The sequence below is a fragment of the Streptomyces profundus genome (assembly GCF_020740535.1).
Classification (GTDB): Bacteria; Actinomycetota; Actinomycetes; order Streptomycetales; family Streptomycetaceae; genus Streptomyces; species Streptomyces profundus.
Map to the genome: position 1 here is coordinate 2053353 of NZ_CP082362.1, position 22387 is coordinate 2075739.

17 protein-coding genes and 1 tRNA gene are annotated in these 22387 nt (G+C 71.8%); 4 read left to right on the top strand and 14 right to left on the bottom strand.

Features of this window, described 5'->3' with window-relative positions:
• Positions 1 to 21: 21 nt before the first annotated feature.
• On the bottom strand, positions 22 to 735 hold the full coding sequence (locus K4G22_RS08815) for a M50 family metallopeptidase (RefSeq protein WP_228079332.1): 714 nt from the start codon (positions 733 to 735) through the stop codon (positions 22 to 24).
• Positions 736 to 940: 205 nt separating this feature from the next.
• Here K4G22_RS08815 and K4G22_RS08820 point away from each other — a divergent pair, with 205 nt between their 5' ends.
• On the top strand, positions 941 to 1597 hold the full coding sequence (locus K4G22_RS08820) for a DUF2637 domain-containing protein (RefSeq protein WP_228079333.1): 657 nt from the start codon (positions 941 to 943) through the stop codon (positions 1595 to 1597).
• A gap of 376 nt (positions 1598 to 1973) precedes the next feature.
• Here K4G22_RS08820 and K4G22_RS08825 read toward each other — a convergent pair.
• The 3 genes from K4G22_RS08825 to K4G22_RS08835 all read right to left on the bottom strand — a co-directional run bounded on the left by K4G22_RS08825 (position 1974) and on the right by K4G22_RS08835 (position 3958).
• A tRNA-His gene (locus tag K4G22_RS08825) sits at positions 1974 to 2049 on the bottom strand.
• A gap of 114 nt (positions 2050 to 2163) precedes the next feature.
• Positions 2164 to 2763, bottom strand: coding sequence for an oligoribonuclease (orn, locus tag K4G22_RS08830; RefSeq protein ID WP_228079334.1), 600 nt, complete (start codon positions 2761 to 2763; stop codon positions 2164 to 2166).
• Positions 2764 to 2851: 88 nt separating this feature from the next.
• A complete protein-coding gene (locus K4G22_RS08835; RefSeq protein WP_228079335.1) occupies positions 2852 to 3958 on the bottom strand; it encodes a GlxA family transcriptional regulator in 1107 nt (368 codons plus the stop codon).
• A gap of 745 nt (positions 3959 to 4703) precedes the next feature.
• Here K4G22_RS08835 and K4G22_RS08840 point away from each other — a divergent pair.
• Complete coding sequence (locus K4G22_RS08840; RefSeq protein WP_062206816.1) at positions 4704 to 5225, top strand: universal stress protein; 522 nt, start codon at positions 4704 to 4706, stop codon at positions 5223 to 5225.
• A 423-nt stretch (positions 5226 to 5648) separates the two neighbouring features.
• Here the strand turns inward: K4G22_RS08840 and glmS are convergent, their stop codons facing one another.
• The 3 genes from glmS to K4G22_RS08855 all read right to left on the bottom strand — a co-directional run bounded on the left by glmS (position 5649) and on the right by K4G22_RS08855 (position 8783).
• Complete coding sequence (gene glmS / locus K4G22_RS08845) at positions 5649 to 7469, bottom strand: glutamine--fructose-6-phosphate transaminase (isomerizing) (protein ID WP_228079336.1); 1821 nt, start codon at positions 7467 to 7469, stop codon at positions 5649 to 5651.
• A gap of 68 nt (positions 7470 to 7537) precedes the next feature.
• Entirely contained in the window at positions 7538 to 7813 is a 276-nt protein-coding gene (locus K4G22_RS08850) for a hypothetical protein (RefSeq protein WP_228079337.1), read from the bottom strand.
• 85 nt (positions 7814 to 7898) lie between these two features.
• Positions 7899 to 8783, bottom strand: a complete 885-nt coding sequence (locus K4G22_RS08855; RefSeq protein WP_228079338.1) for a DUF4429 domain-containing protein — start codon at positions 8781 to 8783, stop codon at positions 7899 to 7901.
• Between the two features lie 133 nt (positions 8784 to 8916).
• Between K4G22_RS08855 and K4G22_RS08860 the strand changes: the two genes are divergently transcribed.
• Positions 8917 to 9591, top strand: coding sequence for a GNAT family N-acetyltransferase (locus K4G22_RS08860; protein WP_228079339.1), 675 nt, complete (start codon positions 8917 to 8919; stop codon positions 9589 to 9591).
• On the opposite strand, the gene K4G22_RS08865 is transcribed toward K4G22_RS08860, so the two are convergent.
• From K4G22_RS08865 to K4G22_RS08885, 5 genes are read right to left on the bottom strand one after another with little or no spacing between them, the layout of a single operon-like run.
• Positions 9564 to 9995: an ASCH domain-containing protein gene (locus K4G22_RS08865; RefSeq protein ID WP_228079340.1), complete on the bottom strand. Its 432-nt coding sequence runs from the start codon at positions 9993 to 9995 to the stop codon at positions 9564 to 9566. The genes K4G22_RS08860 and K4G22_RS08865 overlap by 28 nt on opposite strands.
• A complete protein-coding gene (locus K4G22_RS08870; RefSeq protein WP_228079341.1) occupies positions 9992 to 11161 on the bottom strand; it encodes an acyl-CoA dehydrogenase family protein in 1170 nt (389 codons plus the stop codon). Before K4G22_RS08870 ends, K4G22_RS08865 begins: the two co-directional genes overlap by 4 nt.
• A gap of 31 nt (positions 11162 to 11192) precedes the next feature.
• Positions 11193 to 12107 (bottom strand): hydroxymethylglutaryl-CoA lyase, encoded by a 915-nt coding sequence (locus K4G22_RS08875; RefSeq protein WP_228079342.1) that lies wholly within the window; start codon positions 12105 to 12107, stop codon positions 11193 to 11195.
• Positions 12104 to 14131, bottom strand: coding sequence for an acetyl/propionyl/methylcrotonyl-CoA carboxylase subunit alpha (locus tag K4G22_RS08880; protein WP_228079343.1), 2028 nt, complete (start codon positions 14129 to 14131; stop codon positions 12104 to 12106). Before K4G22_RS08880 ends, K4G22_RS08875 begins: the two co-directional genes overlap by 4 nt.
• 10 nt (positions 14132 to 14141) lie before the next feature.
• Entirely contained in the window at positions 14142 to 15758 is a 1617-nt protein-coding gene (locus K4G22_RS08885; protein WP_228079344.1) for a carboxyl transferase domain-containing protein, read from the bottom strand.
• A 46-nt stretch (positions 15759 to 15804) separates the two neighbouring features.
• On the opposite strand from K4G22_RS08885, the gene K4G22_RS08890 reads away from it, so the two are divergent.
• On the top strand, positions 15805 to 16437 hold the full coding sequence (locus K4G22_RS08890; RefSeq protein WP_425336633.1) for an SACE_7040 family transcriptional regulator: 633 nt from the start codon (positions 15805 to 15807) through the stop codon (positions 16435 to 16437).
• 876 nt (positions 16438 to 17313) lie between these two features.
• Here the strand turns inward: K4G22_RS08890 and K4G22_RS08895 are convergent.
• Complete coding sequence (locus tag K4G22_RS08895; protein WP_228084007.1) at positions 17314 to 18966, bottom strand: tetratricopeptide repeat protein; 1653 nt, start codon at positions 18964 to 18966, stop codon at positions 17314 to 17316.
• A 350-nt stretch (positions 18967 to 19316) separates the two neighbouring features.
• The gene (locus K4G22_RS08900; RefSeq protein ID WP_425336786.1) at positions 19317 to 22268 is read right to left on the bottom strand and encodes a UPF0182 family membrane protein; all 2952 of its coding nucleotides are present in this window, start codon (positions 22266 to 22268) and stop codon (positions 19317 to 19319) included.
• Between the last annotated feature and the right edge of the window lie 119 nt (positions 22269 to 22387).

A 22387-nucleotide genomic window follows, 5' to 3' on the forward strand; every position in this document is an offset into this window, starting at 1 on the left:
ACAGACCGTGATCGTCGGTGTTCAACGGTCAAGCAGCCACCCCGCGCCACCGATCAACGAGGCGAACGTGACCGCGTGAAAGAGGATCAGCCAGGCGAGGGCCGGCACATTGGTCAGCCGGGCGAGCTGGTCGGCGTCCGAATCGCGCGCCGCGCCCCTGCGCCGCTTCGTCTGTAGCTCGAAGACCGGGCGCACCCCGCCCAACAGCAGGAACCACACGACCAGATAGGCGAAGGCGGCCTGCACCTCCGGCTCGGTGAGCCAGGAGACCAGCAGGAACAGCGCACAGGTGAGCAGCACGGTCAGCAGGCCGTAGGCGTTGCGCACCATCACCAGCAGGGCGAGCAGCAGCGCCGTGGCCCCCCACAGCAGCGCCGTGATCCGCCCCTCGCCGAGCAGCGCGGCGCCGCCGAGACCCAGCAGCGAGGGGGCCGTGTAGCCGGCCGCCGCGGTGAGGACCATGCCGATCCCGGTGGGTTTGCCCCGGGAAACGGTCAGCCCTGAAGTGTCCGAATGCAGCCGGATCCCCTCAAGGCGCCGCCCGCTGAGCAACGCCACCAGGCCGTGCCCGCCCTCGTGCGCGATGGTGATGGTGTTCCGGGCCAACCGCCACGCGCCGAACGGCACGACCGCCGCCAACGCGACGACGGCCGTCCCGACTATGAGCCACAACTCGGGGGTGGGCTGGGTCCCGGTGACCCGATCCCACAGCTCCTCGAAATCCGCGATGTCCATGACTGCCCAACCCTAGCCCCGCCCCACCCGGCGGAGAACGAGGCGTCCTAACGACTCCGGAGGACGGAAGAAACGGTTCGGTCAAGGGGGCGCACGTTGGGCCACCCGCAGGACGCCATTCACCCCAATGCCTCACATCCCGGAGGGGCCAGCCTCGTTGGCGGGATGTGACCGCACTGCCACGCGAGGGCGAGGACCGCGACCGATGATGCACGACTCCCGAAGCGCGACCTGGTCGCCCGGCACGGAGGACACGGGCGTCTTCCTGCCCCCCGATCTCCATCCGGTCGCCGGCGGCTGGGGCTTCGCCGACGAGACGGCGCGGCTCACCGACCTGCTGAAGCAGGACGAGCTGCCGACGCAGCCGCCGCCCCGCCACCGCCGGGCCAGGACCCGGGTGCCCGCCGCCCGGGAGCCCGCCAAGGTGCGGTGGCTGCGCTGGGCGAGCCTGTTCCTGGCCGCGCTGGCCGCCGTGCTGGTGGCGATGCTCAGCGTTCTCGGCGGGCTGGTGAGCTACCAGCCGCTGCGCGAGGCGGCGGCCCCGGGACAGTCGCATCTGCTGAACGCCTACTGGCCGCTGCTGGTCTACGGGCCCTGGCTGGTCGCCTCGCTCTGCATCCTGCGCGGCGCCCTGCACCAGCGCACCACCCGGCACTCCTGGGTCGTGGTGGTGCTCTTCTCCGGCCTCGCCGTCTGCCTCTGTGTGGCCCAGGCGCCGCTGACCGCGGTGGACATCGCGGTGGCCGCCGTGCCCCCGATCTCCGCGCTGGTCGCCTTCCACCAGATCGTCCGGCAGTTGACGCTGACCAACCCGCCCCGGCACGCCCTGCCCCGGCAGCGCACGGGCCACCACCGGGCCTGACCGCCGCCGGCGGCGGGTGCGGCGGGCCGGAGCACCCTTACCCCTCTGCGGGCAACTCACCGGCCCCGCCGCGCCGTTGCCCGCACCCCGCCACACGAACAAAGAGGACGAAAGCCCGCGCGCCGCCGTGGATCCCGATGCCAGGGCCCGGCGCGCCGGCCGCCCGCTCACGTTCCGTATATCCCCGGACACCCGCGACCCGGCCCCGACCGGCATCCGTCGGCGCCGCGCCGGACGGGGCGCCCTCCGCGCCGCGCCCCCTCGCCCGGCGCGCCAACCGACCAGGCCGGGCCCGGAAGTTGTCGCCAGGGAACGGATAACTGGCCGGAGAACGCCGAAGGCCCGACCGCGTCGCCGCGAGCCGGGCCTTGGTTCCTGGGGTGAGTGACGGGACTTGAACCCGCGGCCACCTGGACCACAACCAGGTGCTCTACCAACTGAGCTACACCCACCACGACCAGCTTGGGCAGTGTGCACCGGTGGCCCACTAGGGGCTCCACCTGCTGCGCACCGCCGCCAACCGCTCCACAAGTGTACAGGCTCGGGGAGGGTGCTCGCGCCCGCCATTAGCCGGGGGGCACCTGCTGGGCGGCGATCCGCCGGGCCGTCTCGGAGTCCGGCCCCGGCTGCGGAACGAAGATCGCCTCGCGGTAGTAGCGCAGCTCGGCGATGGACTCCCTGATGTCCGCCAGCGCGCGGTGGTTGCCGCTCTTCTGCGGGCTGTTGAAGTACGCCCTGGGATACCAGCGCCTGGCCAGCTCCTTGACCGAGGACACATCGATCACGCGGTAGTGGAGATGCCCTTCGAGCGCGGGCATGTCCCTGGCGAGGAAGCCCCGGTCGGTGCCGATGGTGTTCCCGCAGAGCGGGCTCTTGCCCGCCTCGGGGGCCTCCGAGCGGACGTACTCAAGGACCAGCTCCTCGGCCTCGGCGAGCGTGCGCCCGCCCGGCAGCTCGTCGAGCAGCCCCGAGGCCGTATGCATGGCGCGCACCACCTCGGGCATCGAGTCCAGCGCCGCGTCCGGCGGACGGATCACCACGTCCACCCCCTCGCCCAGCACATTCAGCTCGGAGTCGGTCACCAGGGCGGCGACCTCCACGAGCGCGTCGTCGGCCAGCGAGAGACCGGTCATCTCGCAGTCGATCCACACCATGCGATCGTTCATGCGAACAACCTTACGTCGCGCACCGCGACGGGCCCGTCGCGGTCCATCCGCTCCGGGCCCGTGTTGGCACGTACTCGCCGCTCCCCCCTCAGCGCTCCGGGCGTGGACGCTGCCCCGGCACCCGGGGCGTGTAGCCGTCCGTGAGCGGCTTGTTACGGCTGGAGCCGTCCTGCTGCCGCGCCCGGTAGGCGGCGCGGTACGCCGCCGGGGAGGCGCCCAACTGCCGCCGGAAGTGGCCGCGCAGAGCCACCGGACTGCGGAAGCCGCAGCGCCCCGCGACCTCGTCGACCGAGTAGTCCGACACCTCCAGCAGCCGCTGCGCCTGGAGCACCCGTTGGGTGATCAGCCACTGCAACGGCGCGCTGCCGGTGAGCGAACGGAATCTCCGGTCGAAGGTGCGCCGACTCATGTACGCGCGAGCCGCCAGCGTCTCCACGTCGAACTGCTCGTGGAGGTGCTCCAGGGCCCAGGCCACCACCTCGGCCAGCGGATCGGCTCCGATGTCCTCTGGTAAAGACCGGTCCAGATGGCGGTGCGCGCCACCGTCCGTGCCGTTGCCCCTGCGGGGCGGCAGCACCAGGCGGCGGGCGAGCGCCGCCGCGGCCTCGGGACCGTGGTCCTGGCGGACTATGTGGAGACAGAGATCGATCCCGGCCGCGGTGCCGGCCGAGGTCAGGATGTCCCCGTCGTCGACGAACAGCTCCCTGGGGTCCACATGGACCGACGGGTAGCGCTTCGCGAGCGTCGGGGCGTACATCCAGTGCGTGGTGGCCGGTCGGCCGTCCAGCAGACCGGCCGCGCCCAGGGCGAATGCCCCGGTACACAGGCCGACGATCCTGGCTCCCTCGCTGTGCGCCCTGCGCAGGGCGGTGAGCGCCGCCACCGGCGGCGGTCCGGTGATGGACCGCCACGCTGGCACGATCACCGTTCCGGCCCGTGCCACGGCGCCGAGCCCATAGGGCGCGCGCAGCTCGAGCCCCGCGGTGGTACGCAGGGGTCCGTCCTCGCCGGCACAGGCCAGCAGACGGTAACGCGGCACCCCGGCATCCTGGCGGTCGACGCCGAAGACGGACAACGGGATGGAGCTTTCGAACATCGGACTGCCGCTGAACAGCAGCACCGCGACGACTTCGCGGCGGCGTCGGGCAGCCAGCTTGACAGCGGGCTCGGGGCCGTGCGTTGGGTCCTGGCTCATGCTCCTCAGTTCCCTCGGTCGTCGCATCCTCTCGGTCCTGCACGTTTCCCCCGACGTGATTGCCAAGATCGAATCTACTGTGTCGGGTGAGGTCGGCGGGACAAGTTCATCACTCGGCGCTAAATCGACATGACAACGTGGCGCGAAGCATTCGATCAGGAAGCGTTTCACGTAGCGGCAGTTGGGGGAAGTACGCCTCTCCGCTCGGGCACCCGCTTCTGAAGGCAGCAGGCCAGGGGCGGCTTATCCGGCCGGTATACCCGAGGTGTTGGAGTGTCTCGCGAGCAAGGCGAGGCGTCCACATGGAAGTTGGCTGAAAATAAAACCCGTCAGCACGACCTTCAGACCGCACGCCGGGCGTACGCCGGGGGCGCTCGACGCCCGCCCGCGCCGCATCCCCTCGGGCACGGAGTGTGATCATGTCCAGAACAGGAGCACCCATGCGCCCCTCCCCCCGGACCTCGGCGCCCCCGACCGAAGCCGATCACCCTGGGGCAGCACGGGTATCCGAAAGTGTCCGAAACCGTTGCATCGGCCGTCCCCGATGCGGCATCCTGCACGGTCACGGTCACCGGGCCGGTTTGCAGGGTTGTACACACCATCTCTGGGAACTAGGTACCTGAACGCCGTACTCTGGAGGTGGAACCTGTGAGGAGATGGAGTATCCTCCTCCCCCTTCACCCGCTCCGCCCCCAGCTTGTACACATTCACGAGGTTTTCTCACCGACCCACCGCTGAGGCTCCGATGGCTGGATACGAGTTCCCCGAACCAGCGGATCGCAGGCGCGTCGCCGAACCCTCCGACACGCCCGACCCGGCGCCCGAGGACCACGCCGCGCGTGATCCCGCGTTCCAGCACGGCGTGGTCGTCGGCTTCGACGGCTCCACGTCCAGTGAACGCGCGCTCGCGTACGCCGCAGGGCTGGCCCAGCGCTCCCAGGCGGGCCTGATCATCGTGCATGTGGCCAACCGGCTGCCGACGACGGTCTGGGCCGGCTGCGAGCCGCCCGCCCTGGTCGATGTGCCCGATCACCGCACGGAGGTGCTCGGCCTGGAGCTGTCCTGCGCCGAGCACCTCTCGGAGCTCCCCTGGGTGCTGCTGGAGCGTGGCGGCGACATCTGCCACGAGCTGGAGGAGGTGGGCCGCGAGTACGCGGCCAACGCCATCGTCGTCGGCACCACCCAGGGCCTGCTGAGCCGCGTCTTCGGCTCGGTCTCGGGCCGCCTGGCCCGCCGCGCCCAGCGCCCGGTGATCGTCATCCCCTGACCCGGCCCGCCCGCGTCCGTGCCATCGGCGCCCTCGGCGCCATCCGCGCCGTCCGCGCCGTCACAGGGGCCCCTCGCGACCTCCGGGTGCTCACCGGCCCCTCGGGGCCGGTCTCCCGGCCGCACTCACCGACCATTCACCAAATTCACCGACTCCCGGACGTGGATTGTGCGTTTGTGATGGGCATAAAGGTGAGACCAGCTCCGCATATCCGCTCTCAGCGGGGCGGATCTGACGGCTCAGGCCGCCGGCCGGGAGGTGACGGACCCGGTCGCGGCTCTCCCCTGCCGGCGTAATGGGCGACGCCGGCAACCTGGGGCGGCCCCCGGGGATGCGTATGGTGGCACGCACTCCCCCGGGGGCCGCCGCCTTTCGTCGCGGTCCGGCTGTCGACCAGCAGACCTCAGCCGTCGGCGGGGAGGCTCACTCCACGGTCACCGACTTGGCGAGGTTCCGCGGCTTGTCGATGTCCCGGCCCAGGGCCAACGCCGTGTGGTACGCCAGCAGTTGCAGGGGGATGCCCATCAGCACCGGGTCCAGCTCCGGCTCGTTGCGCGGCACCACAATGGTGTCGTCCGCCTTGGCCTGCTCCTCGTGGGCCACCGCCAGGATGCGCCCGCTGCGGGCCTTGATCTCCTCCAGGGTGGCCCGGTTCTTCTCCAGCAGCTCGTCGTTGGGGATGATCGCCACGGTGGGCACCGCCGGCTCGATCAGCGCCAGCGGTCCGTGCTTCAGCTCGGAGGCGGGGTACGCCTCGGCGTGGATGTAGGAGACCTCCTTGAGCTTGAGGGAGGCCTCCTTGGCCACCGGGAACCCACGCACCCGGCCGACGAACATCATGCTCTTGGAACCGGCGATGTCGCGGGCCAGTTCGGCGATCCGCGCCTCCTCCTTCAGCACCTCGCCGATCTGCTCGGGCAGCTTGCGCAGGCCCTCGATGATCCGTCGGCCGTCGGCGACCGACAGGTCGCGGATCCGGCCGAGGTGGAGCGCCAGCAGGGCGAAGGCGACGGCGGTGTTGGTGAAGCACTTGGTGGAGACCACGCACACCTCGGGCCCGGCGTGCACATAGACCCCGCCGTCGGTCTCCCTGGCGATGGCGGAGCCCACCACGTTGACCACACCGAGGACCATGGCGCCCTTGCGCTTCAGCTCCTGGACGGCCGCCAGGGTGTCGTAGGTCTCGCCCGACTGGCTGGTCGCGATGTAGAGGGTGTCGGGGTCCACCACCGCGTTGCGGTAGCGGAACTCACTGGCCGGTTCGGCGTCGGCCGGGATGCGGGCCAGCTCCTCGATCAGCTGGGCGCCGATCAGGCCGGCGTGGTAGGCCGAGCCGCAGCCGAGGATCTTCACCCGGCGCACCCCCCGGGCGGCGCGGGCGTCCAGGTTGAGCCCACCCAGCCGGACGGTGGCGAAGCGGTCGTCGATCCGGCCGCGCAGCACCCGGTCGACGGCGTCGGGCTGCTCGGCGATCTCCTTGTGCATATAGGTGTCGTGGCCACCCATGTCATAGCTCTCCGCCTCCCACTCCACGGTGGTGGGCGCGGCGGCGGTGCGGCTGCCGTCGGTGGTGTAGGTGCGGTAGTCGTCGGCCTTGAGGGTGGCCATCTCGCCGTCGTCCAGGGTGATCACCTGGCGGGTGTGGCTGACCAGCGCCGCCACGTCGGAGGCGACGAACATCTCCTTCTCACCGATGCCGAGCACCACGGGGGAGCCGTTGCGGGCCACCACGATCCGGTCGGGGAACTCGGCGTGCAGCACCGCGATGCCGTAGGTGCCCTCGACATAGCGCAGCGCCTCGCGGACCTTCTCCTCCAGGGTGGCGGCCTGGGCGCGGGCGATCAGATGGGCCAGCACCTCGGTGTCGGTGTCGGAGGCCAGCGGGATGCCGTCGGCGGCGAGCTTGGCGCGCAGCTCGGCCGAGTTGTCGATGATGCCGTTGTGTACGACGGCGACCTGGCCGGCGCCGTCCAGGTGCGGGTGGGCGTTGGTGTCGTTGGGCGCCCCATGGGTGGCCCAGCGGGTGTGCGCGATGCCGGCGGTGCCGGCGAACCTGGCCGGCAGCCGCTGCTCCAGCTCGCGCACCCGGCCCGCGGCCTTCGTCGTCTTCAGCCCGCCGCCCTTGCCACTGCTGTGGATGGCGATACCGGCGGAGTCATAGCCTCGGTACTCAAGGCGTTGGAGGCCCTCCAGCAGGAGCGGGGCGACATCCCTTTTGCCGATATATCCAACGATTCCGCACATGGGGTTTCCTCCTGCTGGTTGTTCTCCTGGCTGCCTGCCCATCCGTCCGCGCCCTCCGGACGGCCCCGCTATCCGTAGACGATCCGCCGCAACTGCCGCAGGGACAGCGTCGGCGGGGCCACCGCGCGGTGGGGCAGCTCGTCCGCGATCCGCTCGAAGATCCCCTCGTTGGTCAGCCCGTGGGCGCGCAGCTCACGGTGCCGACGACGAACGAACTCCTCGGTGGTCTCGTCGAAATACGCCAACACATCGAGGACCACCCGTGCTGCTTCGCCACGCGTGAGCGTGCTGCTGCGCACCAGGTGGTCCACGAGGTCATCATGAGGCGTACGACGTTCGGGCACTCCTCGATAGTGCGGATCGTCGCCGACTTTCGCAACAATCCTGCCCGATATCGGGCAGGGACGTGTCGCAAACGCTGGAGAACGGCTAGAGCCGATCGATCATCGCCTTCTTGGCCGCGGTGAACTCCTCGTCCGTCAGCACCCCCGAACGGTGCAGCTCGCTCAACTCGCGCAGCCGGCGCAGGACGGTGTCGTGGTCGCCGGCCGGCGCCTCCCTCGTCTCGGCCGGGGCCTTCTCCAACTCGCGCAGCGTGGACGCCAGCGGATGCGGCAGCCGTGCCATCACCGCGGCGGCCAGCAGGGCGGACTCGGCGATGTCCTTGGCCATCTTCAGCCCCCAGAGCACCACGCTGTTGGGGTCGTGCGCCGGCTTCACGGCGGCGTGCGCCGCGCCCTTGGGCAGAAAGCGCACCGAACCGTTCTCCCAGCCGACGGGCGGGGTCCACTGCACGGCGGCCAGGTCGTCGAGGGCCAGGGTGCGCGGGCCTGCGCTCTTCTTGCTCTCCTCGGCGCCCCAGTTCCAGGAGATCCGCACCTCGTCCCCGTCGAAGACCACCTCGCCGTCGGAGGCGTGCAGGGTCAGCGGGACGCTCGGGCCCGGCAGCAGATAGCGGTCGCACGGACCGTTCTGCACCTGCTCGATCAGCAGGGCGTCCCGCACCGCCTCCACCAGGTACTCGGCGACCCCCGAGCGGTCCCCCCGCACCTCAAGCTGGTAGGGGTCGGCCGCGTCGGGGAGCTGGCCGCCGGTGGCCTGCACCAGGGGATCGGCGCCGCCGCGCAGCCGCAGCCGGAGCCGGCCGCTCTTGCGTCCCGACTCGTGGGAGATCGACGCCACGGCGGTGAGCGGCACCACCAGCTCGCCGAGCGAGGCACGCAACAGATGCACGCCCTTGCCGTGTCCGGGCACGATGCGCAGCACATCGCCCTCGAAGTACCAAGCGCCGGACGGTTGACTGATCTCTGCCATGGCGACCATGGTCCGATTCTCGCAGCCGCCCCCGGGCGGGATGCCAGAGAGTGTCCGTTCATCGGCCGGCTTTCCGACAGATCCGCCGACCAAATGGGATGCGCGGGTGGCGCGTTGGTATCGAGAATGCCCCATGCTGATCGATCACTGGCCGCTTCTGGGGCTTCGCCTCGACACGCCCCGCCTGCGGCTACGGCTGCCCGGGCCCGAGGAGCTGGCCGAGTTGGCCGACCTCGCCGCCGCCGGGCTGCACGATCCGGAGCTGATGCCGTTCAGCGTGCCCTGGAGCGACCTCCCACCGGCCGAACGTGCCCGTTCGGTGGTCCAACACCACTGGCGCAGGTTGGGAAACTGGACCCCGGACAACTGGCAGCTGAACCTCACGGTCTTCGAGGACGGACGGGCGGTGGGTCGCCAGTCCCTGTGGGCACGCGACTTCCGCAGCCTGCGGGAGGTGGCCACCGCCTCCTGGGTCGGCCGGGCACACCAGGGCCGGGGCATCGGCACCGAGATGCGCGCCGCCGTGCTCACGCTGGCCTTCGACGGGCTCGGCGCCGGGGACGCGGTCTCCGGCGCCTTCCAGGACAACCCGGCCTCGCACCGCGTCTCGACCAAGCTCGGCTATGTCGCGGACGGCGTGGAGCGCCAGCTGGTCCGCGGCCGGCCAGCCGTCATGCGGCGGGTCCGCCTGACCGCCGACCGCTGGCGCACCGTCGAGCACCACCGGGCCACCCTCACCGGACTCGCCCCCTGCCTCCCCCTCTTCGGCCTCCCCGCCCCTCAGCGCACGGAGCCGCCCGCCGGCTGATCCAGCAGCCGCACCACCCGGAAGCGTTCGACGACCACTTCGGTGGCGTCCGTCACCGCGAAGTCCGGCTGCCCCAGCTCGGCCCGCAGCTCCGCGCCCTGCCAGAACGCCTCGTGATCGGCCCGCCACTCGCCGACGGTGCGGTGCCCCTCCCCCTCGTCCCTGGCGTGGGCGAGGTCGATCTCGCCGAGCGGCACCACCCGGACCCCGGTGATCTCCAGCTCGGCCACCGCCCGACCGTCCGAGTCGATCAGCAGCTGCCGCTCACCGACCCGGGCGAGCGGCTCGTCGTCCCGCTGGTACTCCGCCAGCAGGCCGGTGGTGGCGACCTTCGACCCGCTGAGGACGGCGGCCACCAGCCGGTCCCGCAACGGGCCAGGGAAGCCCAGCAGAAAGTGCCTCACTTGTTCGCCTTGAGGTGGCGTGCGATCAGCATGCGCTGGACCTCGCTGGTGCCCTCGCCGATTTCGAGGATCTTGGCGTCGCGCCACATCCGGGCCACCGGGTACTCGTTCATGAAGCCGTAGCCGCCGTGGATCTGGGTGGCCTCGCGGGCGTTGGTCACCGCGATGTCCGAGGCGTGCAGCTTGGCCATCGCCGCCTCCGTCTTGAACGGCTCGCCGGCCAGCAGCCGGGAGGCCGCGTCGCGCCAGGCGATCCGCGCGGTGTACGCCCGGGTCGCCATGTCGGCCAGCTTGAACTCGATCACCTGGTTGTCGCCGATCGGCCGGCCGAAGGCCGTGCGGCTGGCGGCGTAGGAGAGGGACTCGTCCAGGCAGCCCTGCGCCAGGCCGGTGGCCAGGGCCGCGATCGCGATCCGGCCCTCGTCCAGGATGCTGAGGAACTGGGCATAGCCGCGGCCCTCCTCGCCCAGCAGATGCGACGCGGGGACGCGTACGTCGACGAAGGACAGCTCCCTGGTGTCCGAGGCGTTCCAGCCCACCTTGGAGTAGCCGGGCGCCACGGTGAGCCCGGGGGTGCCCGAGGGCACGACGATGGTGGAGATCAGCGGCGCCCCGTCCGGCTTGCGGCCCGTCACGGCGGTGACCGTGATCAGCCCGGTGATGTCGGTGCCGGAGTTGGTGATGAAGCTCTTGGTGCCGTTGATCACCCATTCCCCGTCGTCTCCGCCGTCCCGCCTGGCCGTGGTGCGGGTACCGCCCGCGTCCGAGCCGCAGTCCGGCTCGGTGAGGCCGAAGGCGCCCAGCGCCTCCCCCGAGCAGAGCCCGGGCAGCCAGCGCCGGCGCTGCTCCTCGGTGCCGAACCGGAAGATCGGCATGGCGCCGAGCGAGACGCCGGCCTCCAGCGTGATCGCCACCGAGGAGTCCACCCGGGCCAACTCCTCGATCGCCAGGCACAGCGCCAGGTAGTCGCCCCCCATCCCCCCGTACTCCTCGGGGAACGGCAGCCCGAAGAGGCCCATGCGGCCCATCTCGCGGACGATGTCGTAGGGGAACTCGTGGCGCTCGTAGAACTCGCCGATCTTGGGAGCCACCACATCGTGGGCGAACGCCTCGACGGTGCGGCGGAGTTCCTCGTGCTCGGGGGTGAGGCGGTGGTCGAGGGACATGGGTGACTCCTTTGTCAGAGGCTCAGGGCCGTCAGGGCTCCTTGTGGGAGAGCGCGGTGACCGTGCGCGAGGGGCTCGGCCGGCCGAGCCGGTCGGCGAGCCAGCGGCTGGTGGCGACGAGCCGGTCGAGATCGACGCCGGTCTCGATGCCGAGGCCCCGCAGCATCCACAGCAGGTCCTCGGTGGCGAGGTTGCCGGTGGCGCTGCGGGCGAACGGGCAGCCGCCGAGACCGCCGGCCGAGGCGTCGACGACGGTGACGCCGTGTTGGAGGGCGGCCAGGGTGTTGGCCAACGCCTGGCCGTAGGTGTCGTGGAAGTGGACGGCGAGACCGTCCGTCGGGAGCCCCGCGGCGTTCAGCGCGGTCAGCAGCTCGACGACGCGTCCCGGCGTCGCCACCCCGATGGTGTCGCCCAGGCTCAGCTCGCCACAGCCGAGCTCGCGCAGCCGCACCGCGACCTCGACCACCTGGGCGAGGGGGACCTCGCCCTCCCAGGGGTCGCCGAAGCACATCGACAGATAGCCGCGCACCGCGAGCCCCTCCGCGTTGGCGCGGGCCACCACGGGCGCGAACATGGCGAGCGACTCGGCCACCGTGCGGTTGAGGTTGGCCCGCGCGAAGGACTCGGTGACGGAGGCGAAGACGGCGACCCGCCGAGCGCCGAGCTCCAGCGCCCGCGCCAGCCCCCGTTCGTTGGGCACCAGCACCGGCAGCTGCGCGGGCAGCTCCCGCACCAGCGGGAACAGCTCCTCGGCGTCCGCCAGTTGGGGGACCCACTTCGGGTGGACGAAGCTGGTCGCCTCGACGGTGTCGAGGCCGGCGTCGACCAGCCGGCGGATGAACTCCGCCTTGACCTCGACCGGGATCACCCTCGACTCGTTCTGCAACCCGTCCCGGGGACCCACCTCGTGGATCCTGACCCGGGCGGGCAGGGTCGGTGCCGTCATGCCTTCTCCTTCGCCGCGTGCGGAGTGACCCGGGCCAGCGGTTGGTCCATCGCCACGGTGTCCCCGACGGACACCTCGCAGGCGGAGACCGTACCGTCGTGCGGGGCGACGATCGGGTGTTCCATCTTCATGGCCTCCACCACCAGCAGGCTCTGACCGGCCACCACCTCGTCGCCCACGGCGGCCTTGACCACCGTGACCGTGCCGGGCATGGGCGCGGTCAGGGACTCGGCGCCCGGCTCGCCCGCCGAGGCGCGGGAGAGCACCGGATCGTGCTCCCGCACCTGCCAGGCCGTGCCGTCGAGACCGAGCCAACGGCCGCCGGCGCCAGGGGCGTGCGTGAGACGTGACACGCGCCCCCCGTAGTCCAGGCGCGCGCTCCCCTCCTCCGCCGAGAGGAGCCGCGCCGGCACCTCGGGGCCCTCCCCGACGCGCGCCCGCCCCTCGCGCAGCCACACCGTCACCGGCTCGCCGCCCTGGGCCCGCAGCCGATGCGGGACCTCGGCCGGCGCGCCGCCGAGACGCCAGCCGGAGGGCGCGGAGAACGGATCGGTCCAGCCGTCGGCGCGCGGCGCGGGGGCCAGCTCCCGCTGCCGCAGCAGGGCGGCGGCGACATACACCTCGTCGGGCACCTCGTCGCCCACCAGATCGCCGGCGCAGGCGTCGACCAGACCGGTGTCCAACGCCCCGGAGACCACCCTCGGGTGGTCCAACAGGGCCCGCAGGAAACCGGTGTTGGTGTCCACGCCCAGCACGGTGGTGTCGGCCAGCGCGGCGCGCAGCCGGCGCAGCGCGGTGGGCCGGTCGGGGCCGTGCGCGACGACCTTGGCGAGCAGCGGATCGTAGTGCGCGCTGACCTCGGTGCCCTCGGCGATCCCCGAGTCCACCCTGATCCCCTCGCCGGCCGGCTCCCGCAGCAGCAGCACGGGCCCGGACGAGGGCAGGAAGTCCACCCGGCGCGCCCCGTCCACCTCCGTGACCCGGGCGCTCTCGGCGCAGATCCTGGCCTCCACGGCATGGCCGGCGAACGTGATCTCGTCCTGCCGGAACGGCAGTTCCTCACCGGCCGCGATCCGCAGCTGCCACTCCACCAGATCGAGCCCGGTGATCAGCTCGGTGACCGGATGCTCGACCTGGAGCCGGGTGTTCATCTCCATGAAGTAGTGCTCGGCGCCCACCCCGTGGCCGGCGACGATGAACTCCACGGTGCCCGCGCCCCGGTAGCCGCAGGCCTCGGCGGCCCGCGCCGCCGCCCGGCCCATCGCCGCCCGCGTCTCCGCGTCCAGCAGCGGGCTGGGCGCCTCCTCGACGATCTTCTGGTGCCGGCGCTGCAACGAACACTCGCGCTCCCCCAGATGGAGGACGCGCCCCCGGTCGTCCGCCAGAATCTGGATCTCGATATGGCGCGGCCGGTCGATCCAGCGCTCCACCAGCAACGTGTCGTCGCCGAAGGCGGCCAGCGCGGCCCGCTGGGCGGCGGCGATCTCGTCGGGCAGCAGCGCGGCGTCCCTGACCAGCCGCATCCCCTTGCCGCCGCCGCCAGCCGAGGGCTTGAGCAGCACCGGCATCCCCAACGCGACGGCGGCCGACGCCAGGTCGGCGCCGTGCCCGCCGGGCACCACGGGGACGCCGGCGGCGCGGACGGCGTCCTTGGCGCGGATCTTGTCGCCCATCACCTCGATCGCCTCGGCCGGCGGGCCGACGAAGACAAGACCGGCCTCGGTGACCGCGCGGGCGAAGGCCGCGTTCTCGGCGAGGAAGCCGTAGCCGGGGTGCACGGCCTGGGCGCCGCCGCGCTCGGCCGCCGCGAGCAGCCGGGCCACGTCGAGATAGCTCTCGGCCGCCGGCGCCGGGCCGAGGCGCACCGCGCTGTCCGCCTCGGCCACATGGCGCGCGTCGGCGTCCGCGTCGCTGTACACGGCGACGGAGGTCAGGCCGAGGCGGCGCAGCGTGCGGATGATCCGCACGGCGATCTCACCCCGGTTGGCCACCAGCACCGTGTCGAATGCCGTCCCTCGGGTCATGGCCCGCCCCCTACATCCTGAAGACGCCGTACCCGGCGTCGGCCAGTGGCGCGTTGGCGCAGGTGGTGAGCGCCAACCCGAGCACCGTCCTGGTCTCGGTCGGATCGATCACGCCGTCGTCCCAGAGCCGCGCGGTGGCGTAGTAGGCGTCGCCCTGGGCCTCGTAGCGCTCCCTGATCGGCGCCCTGAACGCCTCCTCGTCGTCCGTCGGCCACTCCTGGCCGGCCGCGGCCAGCTGGTCGCGTTTGACGGTGGCCAGCACCGCCGCCGCCTGCTCGCCGCCCATCACGGAGATCTTGGCGCCCGGCCACATCCACAGGAAGCGGGGGGAGTAGGCCCGGCCGCACATCGAGTAGTTGCCCGCGCCGTAGGAGCCGCCGATGACCACCGTCAGCTTGGGCACCCGGGCGCAGGCCACGGCGGTGACCATCTTGGCGCCGTGCTTGGCGATGCCGCCCGCCTCGTAGGCCCGGCCCACCATGAACCCGGAGATGTTCTGGAGGAAGAGCAGCGGGATGCCCCGCTGGTCGCAGAGCTGGATGAAGTGGGCGCCCTTCTGCGCCGACTCGGAGAACAGGATGCCGTTGTTGGCCACGATGCCGACGGGATGGCCGTGCAGCCGGGCGAACCCCGTCACCAGCGTGCCGCCGAACTCGGCCTTGAACTCCTGGAACCGCGAGCCGTCGACCAGCCGCGCGATGACCTCGCGCACGTCGTAGGGGGTGCGGGGATCGGCCGGCACCACCCCGTAGAGGCCCGCCGGGTCCACCGCGGGCTCCTCGACCGGCGCGACCTGCCAGGGCAGCGGCCCGCGCGCGGGCAGGGTGGCGACGATGGTGCGCACGATGCGGAGCGCGTGGGCGTCGTCCTCGGCCAGATGGTCGGTCACGCCGGAGGCGCGCGCGTGCACCTCGCCGCCGCCCAGCTCCTCGGCCGTGACCACCTCGCCGGTGGCCGCCTTCACCAGCGGAGGGCCGCCCAGGAAGATCGTGCCCTGACCGCGCACGATGACCGCCTCGTCGCTCATCGCGGGAACATAGGCGCCGCCCGCCGTACAGGAACCGAGCACGGCGGCGATCTGCGGAATGCCCTCGGCGGACATGCGGGCCTGGTGGTAGAAGATGCGCCCGAAGTGGTCGCGGTCGGGGAAGACCTCGTCCTGCATCGGCAGGAAGGCGCCGCCCGAGTCCACCAGATAGAGGCAGGGCAGGCGGTTCTCCAGCGCGACCTCCTGGGCGCGCAGATGCTTCTTGACCGTCATCGGGTAGTACGTGCCGCCCTTGACCGTCGCGTCGTTGGCGACGATCATCACCTCCCGCCCGCTGACCCGGCCCACCCCGGCGATCACCCCGGCGGCGGGGGCCTGCCCGTCGTAGAGGCCTTCGGCCGCCAGGGGGGCCAGTTCGAGGAAGGGGGAGCCGGGGTCGAGCAGGGCGTCCACCCGGTCCCGTGGGAGCAGCTTGCCGCGCGCCAGATGGCGTGCGCGGGCGCGCTCCCCGCCGCCCAGGCGGGCCGTGGCCAGCCTCTCGCGCAGTCGGGCGGCGCGTTCTCGATGGACCGCCTCGTTGGCGGAGAACGCGTCGGAGGTCGGATCGGAGGTGCTGCTCAGCGTCGGTGCCTGCCGCATAGCCGCCAGGTTAACGTCCGCTAACCACCGTGTCTACAATACCTTTATGGGCATGCACGCTACGTCCAGTTCGTCAGCCTCCCCTGGCGCTTCGGGATCGCCGGCCCCCTCGCGCCGTGAGCAGATCCTCCAGGAGGCGTCACGGCTGTTCGCCGCGCACGGCTTCCACGGCGTGGGGGTGGACGAGATAGGCGCCGCCGTGGGCATCAGCGGCCCCGCGCTCTACCGCCACTTCGCCGGCAAGGACGCGATGCTCACCGAACTGCTGGTGGGCATCAGCACCCGGCTCCGCGACGGCGGCCGGCACCGCGTCGCCGAGGCCAGGGCGGCGGGGCAGCCGCCCTCGGCGGCCCTGGAGTCGCTGATCGCGGGCCATATCGACTTCGCCCTCGACGACCGGGCGCTGATCACCCTGCACGACCGCGAGCTGGACCGACTGCCGGAGGCGGACCGCAAACGGGTGCGGCAGCTGCAACGGCAGTACGTGGAGCTGTGGGTCGAGGTGCTGCGCGAGGTGCGGCCCGAGCTGGCTCCGGAGCGGGCCCTGGCCTCCGTGCACGCCGTCTTCGGCCTGCTCAACTCCACCCGACACCTCTCCCGCCCCAGCGCGCTGCCCAGCCGGGCCGAGACCGCGGAACTACTCCGCCGCCTCGCCCTCGCCGCCTTCACCGCCGCCTGACCGGACCACCGCCGACGCCTGACCGGACCACCGCCGGCGGCGCGCAGCGCGACCGGAAGAGGGCTCTCAGCGCCGTGAGAGTGCCGCTCGCGCCGCCCTCCTCGCCGCCGGGCAGGTTCCCGGGGGCGGACGGTGATCTGCCCTTCCTGCGGCACATACGCGTCGGTCAGCGAGTTGAACAGGGACGTCTTGCCGGCCCCGCAGGGTCCGCCGGCGCGCGGGACCGGACCACCGCCAGCGGCGCGCAGCGCGACCGCTTGTCCCGAGCGCTTGCCCGGCCCGGGAGCCCCCGAGCCTCGGCAGCCGCCAGCGCCGGCCGAACACCCGCCCGGCAGGGGCTCCGCCGGGCCGGGGCCAGGCGAACCCGACCGTTCAGCGCACCAGAGCACGCACCTGGCCCGAGCCACCACCCGCCCGGCCCCCCAGGCTCCGCCGGGCGGACCACCGCCGGCGGCGCGCAGCGCGACCGGAAGAGGGCTCTCAGCGCCGTGAGAGTGCCGCTCGCGCCGCCCTCCTCGCCGCCGGGCAGGTTCCCGCGGGGGCGGACGGTGATCTTCCCTTCCTGCGGCACATACGCGTCGGTCAGCGAGTTGAACAGGGACGTCTTGCCGGCCCCGCAGGGTCCGCCGGCGCGGGACCGGGCCACCGCCGGCGGCGCGCAGCGCGACCGCTTGTCCCGAGCGCTTGCCCGGCCCGGGTGCCCCCGAGCCTCGGCAGCCGCCAACACCGGCCGAACACCCGCCCGGCAGGGGCTCCGCCGGGCCGGGGCCAGGCGAACCCGACCGTTCAGCGCACCAGAGCACGCACCTGGCCCGAGCCACCACCCGCCCGGCAGGGGCTCCGCCGGGCGGGTTAACGTCGCCAAGCCCCGGCCGGTCAGGCCGTCAGCTCCTGGACCAGGGCGTCACGGAGGCGAGCCGCGCGGCCGGCCACCTCCTCGGGACCGAGCTCGATCGCCCGCGTGCACCAGGCGCCGCCCTCGGCGAGATCCCCGCGCCGCGAGGCCAGCAGCGCCAGCCGCAGCGCGGCGCGGCCGTGCCCGGCCTCCGCCGCCCGCCGCCACCAGAGCGCGGCCTCCGGCTCGCTGCCCTCGCGGGCCAGCAGCAACCCGAGGTTGAACGCCCCGTTGGGGCTGCCGGCCTCGGCCGCCTCCCGATACCAGTGCGCGGCGGTGGTCACGTCGTCGCGACTCGCCGCGCACATGCCCAGCCGCACCTGCGCCCTGCGATGCCCCTGCTCGGCCGCCGCGGCGTACCAGCGCTCGTACTCGGGCGGCTCACCGCCCGGCTCGGGCGCCGCCGCGTCCCGCTCCAGCAACACCGCCATCCGGAACGCGCCCTCGACGCTGCCCCCCTCGGCGGCCTGCCGCAGCCACTTCTCCGCCAGCCCCTGCTCCTCCTCCGTCGTGCCGGACCGCAGCAGCCCGACGGCCAGTTGCAGCGCGGCCTCCGCGTGCCCCGCCTCGGCGGCCCGCCGGTACCAGCGCTCGGCGGCCTCCGGCTGATCCCGCCCCGCGTGCAGGATGCCCAGGTTGAACGCGGCGTCCACGCTGCCGGCCTCGGCCGCCTTGGAGAACCACGGCTCCGCGCCGTCCGCGTCGCCACGCTGCAACAGCAGCACGGCCAACGCGTTGGCCGCCTCCCGATGCCCCGCGTAGGCGGCGCGGCGGTACCACTGCTCGGCCTGCGCGCTGCGGCCCTGACCCGAGCTCAGCAGCGCGAGGTTGAAGGCGCCGTTGATATCGCCGGCCTCGACCGCGGCGCGGTACCAGCGCTGCGCCTCCTGCCGCTCGCCACGCTCCGCGTAGAGCGCGCCCAGCGCGTTGGCCGCGGGGCCGTCGCCGTCCTGGGCCGCGCTCAGCCACCACTGCTCGGCGCTGGTCTCGTCGCCCGAGTCCCGGAGCAGGAAGCCCAGCGCGCTGGCCGCCCGCACCTCGCCCGCCTCGGCGGCCTCCAGATACCAGCGGCCGGCCTCCGCCGCCGCACCGCGCCGCTCCAGCAGCGCCCCGAGCCGCAGCGCGGCCCTGCGGTGGCCGCGCGCGGCCGACTGCCGGAACCAGGGCTCGGCCGCCGTCTCGTCCTGACGGGCCAGCAGGCAGGCGTGGCGGTAGGCGCCCTCGCGGTGGCCGCGCTCGGCCGCCTTCAGGAACCAGGCGGGCGCGTCCTCGTGCCCCCGGTGGTCGAGCAGGTCGGCCAGCGCGTAGGCGCCGGACGCGTGCCCGGACTCGGCCGCGTGGCGCAGCCAGAACTCGGCAGCCGCCTCGTCGCCGCGCTCCCGGCAGAACCGGCCGAGCGCGTGCGCCGCCGGCGCGGAGCCGCCGACCGCCGCGATCCGCCACCACTCGGCGGCCTCGCCGGAACGCCCGGACTGATGCAGCAACACCCCCAGATTGTTGGCGGCCGACCGCTCGCCGTCCGCCGCCGCTTCGCGCAGCGGCCCCTCGGCACCGTCCAGGTCGCCGAGAAGCAGCAGCCGCGCGCCCTCCTGAGCGGCGGCTCGACTGCTCCCGAACCTGGCCTTGTCCCCCATAAGGTCCATAGTCGCACCACCTGAAACCTGCGTACACCTGGTATACCGCAGCCAGTGAAGTCACTTCAGCGGTTTATCGACTTCCCGATATGGAAACACCCAAACGCCGTTGGCCAGGGCGAGTTATCGAGAATCGTGTCGCAGTATGGCCCCTCCCACTGACAGTGCCGGCCAGCGCCATCCGGGCCAACGGCCGAACACACGCCCAGGGTTGACGTCCCGTCCGCTCCGTAGCGGACCGGACGGGCGGCGGCGGACCGTCAGGGAACGGCCGAGGGCCCGGCGCCGTCCCCGGCGTCGGGCCCTCGGATGTCGAACCTCCTGGGACGCTGTGAACGTCCCCCTGATGGCTAGGAGTTGGCGTCAGCCGGCTCCTCGTCCGGCGGCGTCTCCTCCTCCTCGTTGCGCGCGGCGTCCTCCTGCTGCATCCGCTCCAGCGCCTCCTCAAGGCGGCCCTGCGCGTCGCCGAACGCCTCCCAGTCGCCGTTCTGTAGCGCCTCCTGGCTGTCGTCCCAGGCCTCCTGGGCCTCGGCGATGGCCTCCTCGACGGTCTGCTCGCCGTCCGGCGGCGGCTCCTCCTCGCCCTCGCCAGGCGGCGGGGACTCCGGTGGTTCCTCACCGGATTCGGTGACCCCGAAGACGACGTCCAAGGCCTCGTCAAGGGTGTCCTCGAAGGCCGTTCTCTCGCCGTAGGTCACCAGCACCCTGCGCAACAGCGGGTAGTTGGTGCCGGCGCCGCGGACGAAGACGGGCTCCGCGTAGAGCAGGCCGCCTTCCAGTGGCACGGTGAGCAGGTTGCCGTACTCGACCTCGGAGTCGCCTCTGGAGAGCAGGTTGATGCTCTCGGCGATCGTCGGATCGGAGTTGAATCTGCTCTGCACCTGCTGTGGACCCCAGACCGTCGTGTTGGACGGCAGGGTCAGGATTCTCATCGTTCCGTATCCGTCGCTTCTCGCGTCCGCCTCGACGGCCATATAGGCCGCCAGGGTGTCGCGGTTGAGCGGCGTGAACGTGGTGGTGAGCGAGAAGACCTGCTCGTCCTGGTCGGGCATCTTCATGCTCAGGTAGTACGGCGGCACCGACTGGTCGCCGTGCGTCGGGTCGTCGGGCACCGCCCAGCGCTCCGAACCGCTGTAGAACTGCCCGGCGTTGTCCACGTGGTAGCGCTGGAGCAGATCGCGCTGCACCTTGAAGAGGTCCTGCGGGTACCGCAGGTGGTCGAGCAGCTCGTCGCTGATCTCCTCACGGTCCACCACGGTGCCGGGGAAGGCACTGCGCCAGGTCTTCAGCACCGGGTCCTCGGTGTCCCACTCGTAGAGCACGACATCACCCGAATAGGCGTCAACCGTCGCCTTGACCGAGTTCCTGATGTAGTTGACGTTGTTCTCCTGGGCGATCACCTCGCCCTGGTTCTCCGTCAACGACGTCTCGGTGGCGTCACCCAACGTGGTGCGCGAGGAGTACGGGTAGCCGTTGGTCGTGGTGTACGTGTCCACGATCCACTGGACGCGCCCGTCCACCACCGCCGGATACGGGTCCCCGTCGATCGTCAGCCAGGGGGCCACCGCCTCGACCCGCTCCTTGGGCGTGCGGTTGTAGAGGATGCGGGAGCCCTCGCCGATGGCGCCGGAGTACAGGATCTGCGGCTCGCCCAGGGTCAGCGCGTACGCCGCCCGGTTGAAGTAGTTGTCCAGGTTGATCCCGGCGTCGCCCGAGTAGCTGTACTCGACCTCGCCGTCCTCGCCCGCGTAGTCGATCTCCTGCTGGGGACCGCCCACGATCGAGTACTGGGTGGTGTACTCACCGAAGTAGATCCGGGGCTCGTAGTCGCCCAGATCGCCCTCCGGCGGCAGGTCGCGCTCCAGGAAGTCCGGCTGGCCGTTGGACTGGATCTCGGTGCCGCTGGCGGCCACCATGCCGAAGCCGTGGGTGTACCGGAAGTGGTCGTTGATCCAGTTCCGCTCGGGCACGTTGTTGACGTTCATCTCGCGAACGCCGATCACGGTGTCCCGTTCGTCCCCCTCGATGGCGTACCGGTCCACGTCCAGCGTCGGAGAGAACTGGTAGTAGCCACGGACCTGCTGGATCTGCTGGAACGCCGGCGAGACCACGCTCGGGTCCAGCAGACGGATGCTCGCCGTCTCGGAGACCGAGTTCCTCAGCTCCTCCGGCTCCGCGTCGCTGGTACCCGTGTAGTCCTCGAACTGCGCGTCGTCGATGTCGTACGCCTGGGTGGTGGACTCCATGTGCTTCTGGATGTACGGAGTCTCCTTGGCCACCTCGTTGGGCTTCACCTGGAACTGCTGGACCAGCGCCGGGTACACCCCGCCGATCAGCACGGCGGAGAGCACCATCAGGCCGAGGCCGATCACCGGCAGCTGCCAGACCCGCCGCCAGAGGGTGGCGAAGAACAGCACCGCGCAGATCGCGGCGATGATGGCCAGGATCGTCTTGGCCGGCAGATAGGCGTTGGCGTCCACGTAGCGCAGACCCGTCCAGCCCTCGTTGTCCCGGAAGTCGCCGCTCTTGAGCGCCAACCCGTAGCGGTCCAGCCAGTAGGCGACCGCCTTCAGCGCGACGAAGAGGCCGACCAGGACCGACAGATGCCCGGTGGCCGCGGTGGTGATCCGGCTGCCGGGGGTGGTGAGCCTGACCCCGCCGTAGAGGTAGTGGGTGAGCGCGGCGGCCAGCGTGGAGAGCACCACGACGGCGAAGCCGAAGCCCAGCAGGAACCGGTAGAAGGGGTAGTCGAAGGCGAAGAAGCCCACATCCATGTTGAACTGCGGATCGGTGACCCCGAAGGACTCGCCGTTGAGCCACTGCAGCCAGGTGCGCCACTGGCTGGAGGCCGAACCGCCGGCGATGAGGCCGATCACCACCGAGACCGCCAGCACCACCCACTTCTTGAAGGGGGCGATGCTCATCCGGTACCGGTCGAGGTTCTGTTGCTCCATCGACATCGCGCTGAGCGGCGGTCGGAGCCGATGCGCCAGCCAGATGTTGAATCCGACCGCGAGGGTCATCAGCACACCGAAGACCACGAACATCACGGCCCTGGTCAGCATCTGGGTGCGGTACACGCTGGTGTAATCCACCGAGCGATACCACAACCAATCCGTCCAGAACCCCGCGAACATCGCGAACAGGATCGCCAACGCGGCCAGGATGGCCGCCGTGATCAGCAGGGTCTTCGCGCCTCGGGACGGGCGCCCGACGCTGAACCTAGGCCCGCCAGGGCCTCTTGGTCCTCTGGGTCCGTTCGGACCGTTGGGGCGGCCCGAGCCCGAGCCCCGGTCCGGCATCTGGAAAGCCAAGGTGCGCACCTCAAAGATTCGCGGGATCTGAATCCGGGCCAATCCTGGGAACGGCCCACTGAACTAACTTACTCAACCTTTACTCGGTTCCCGTTTTCGGGGTATGA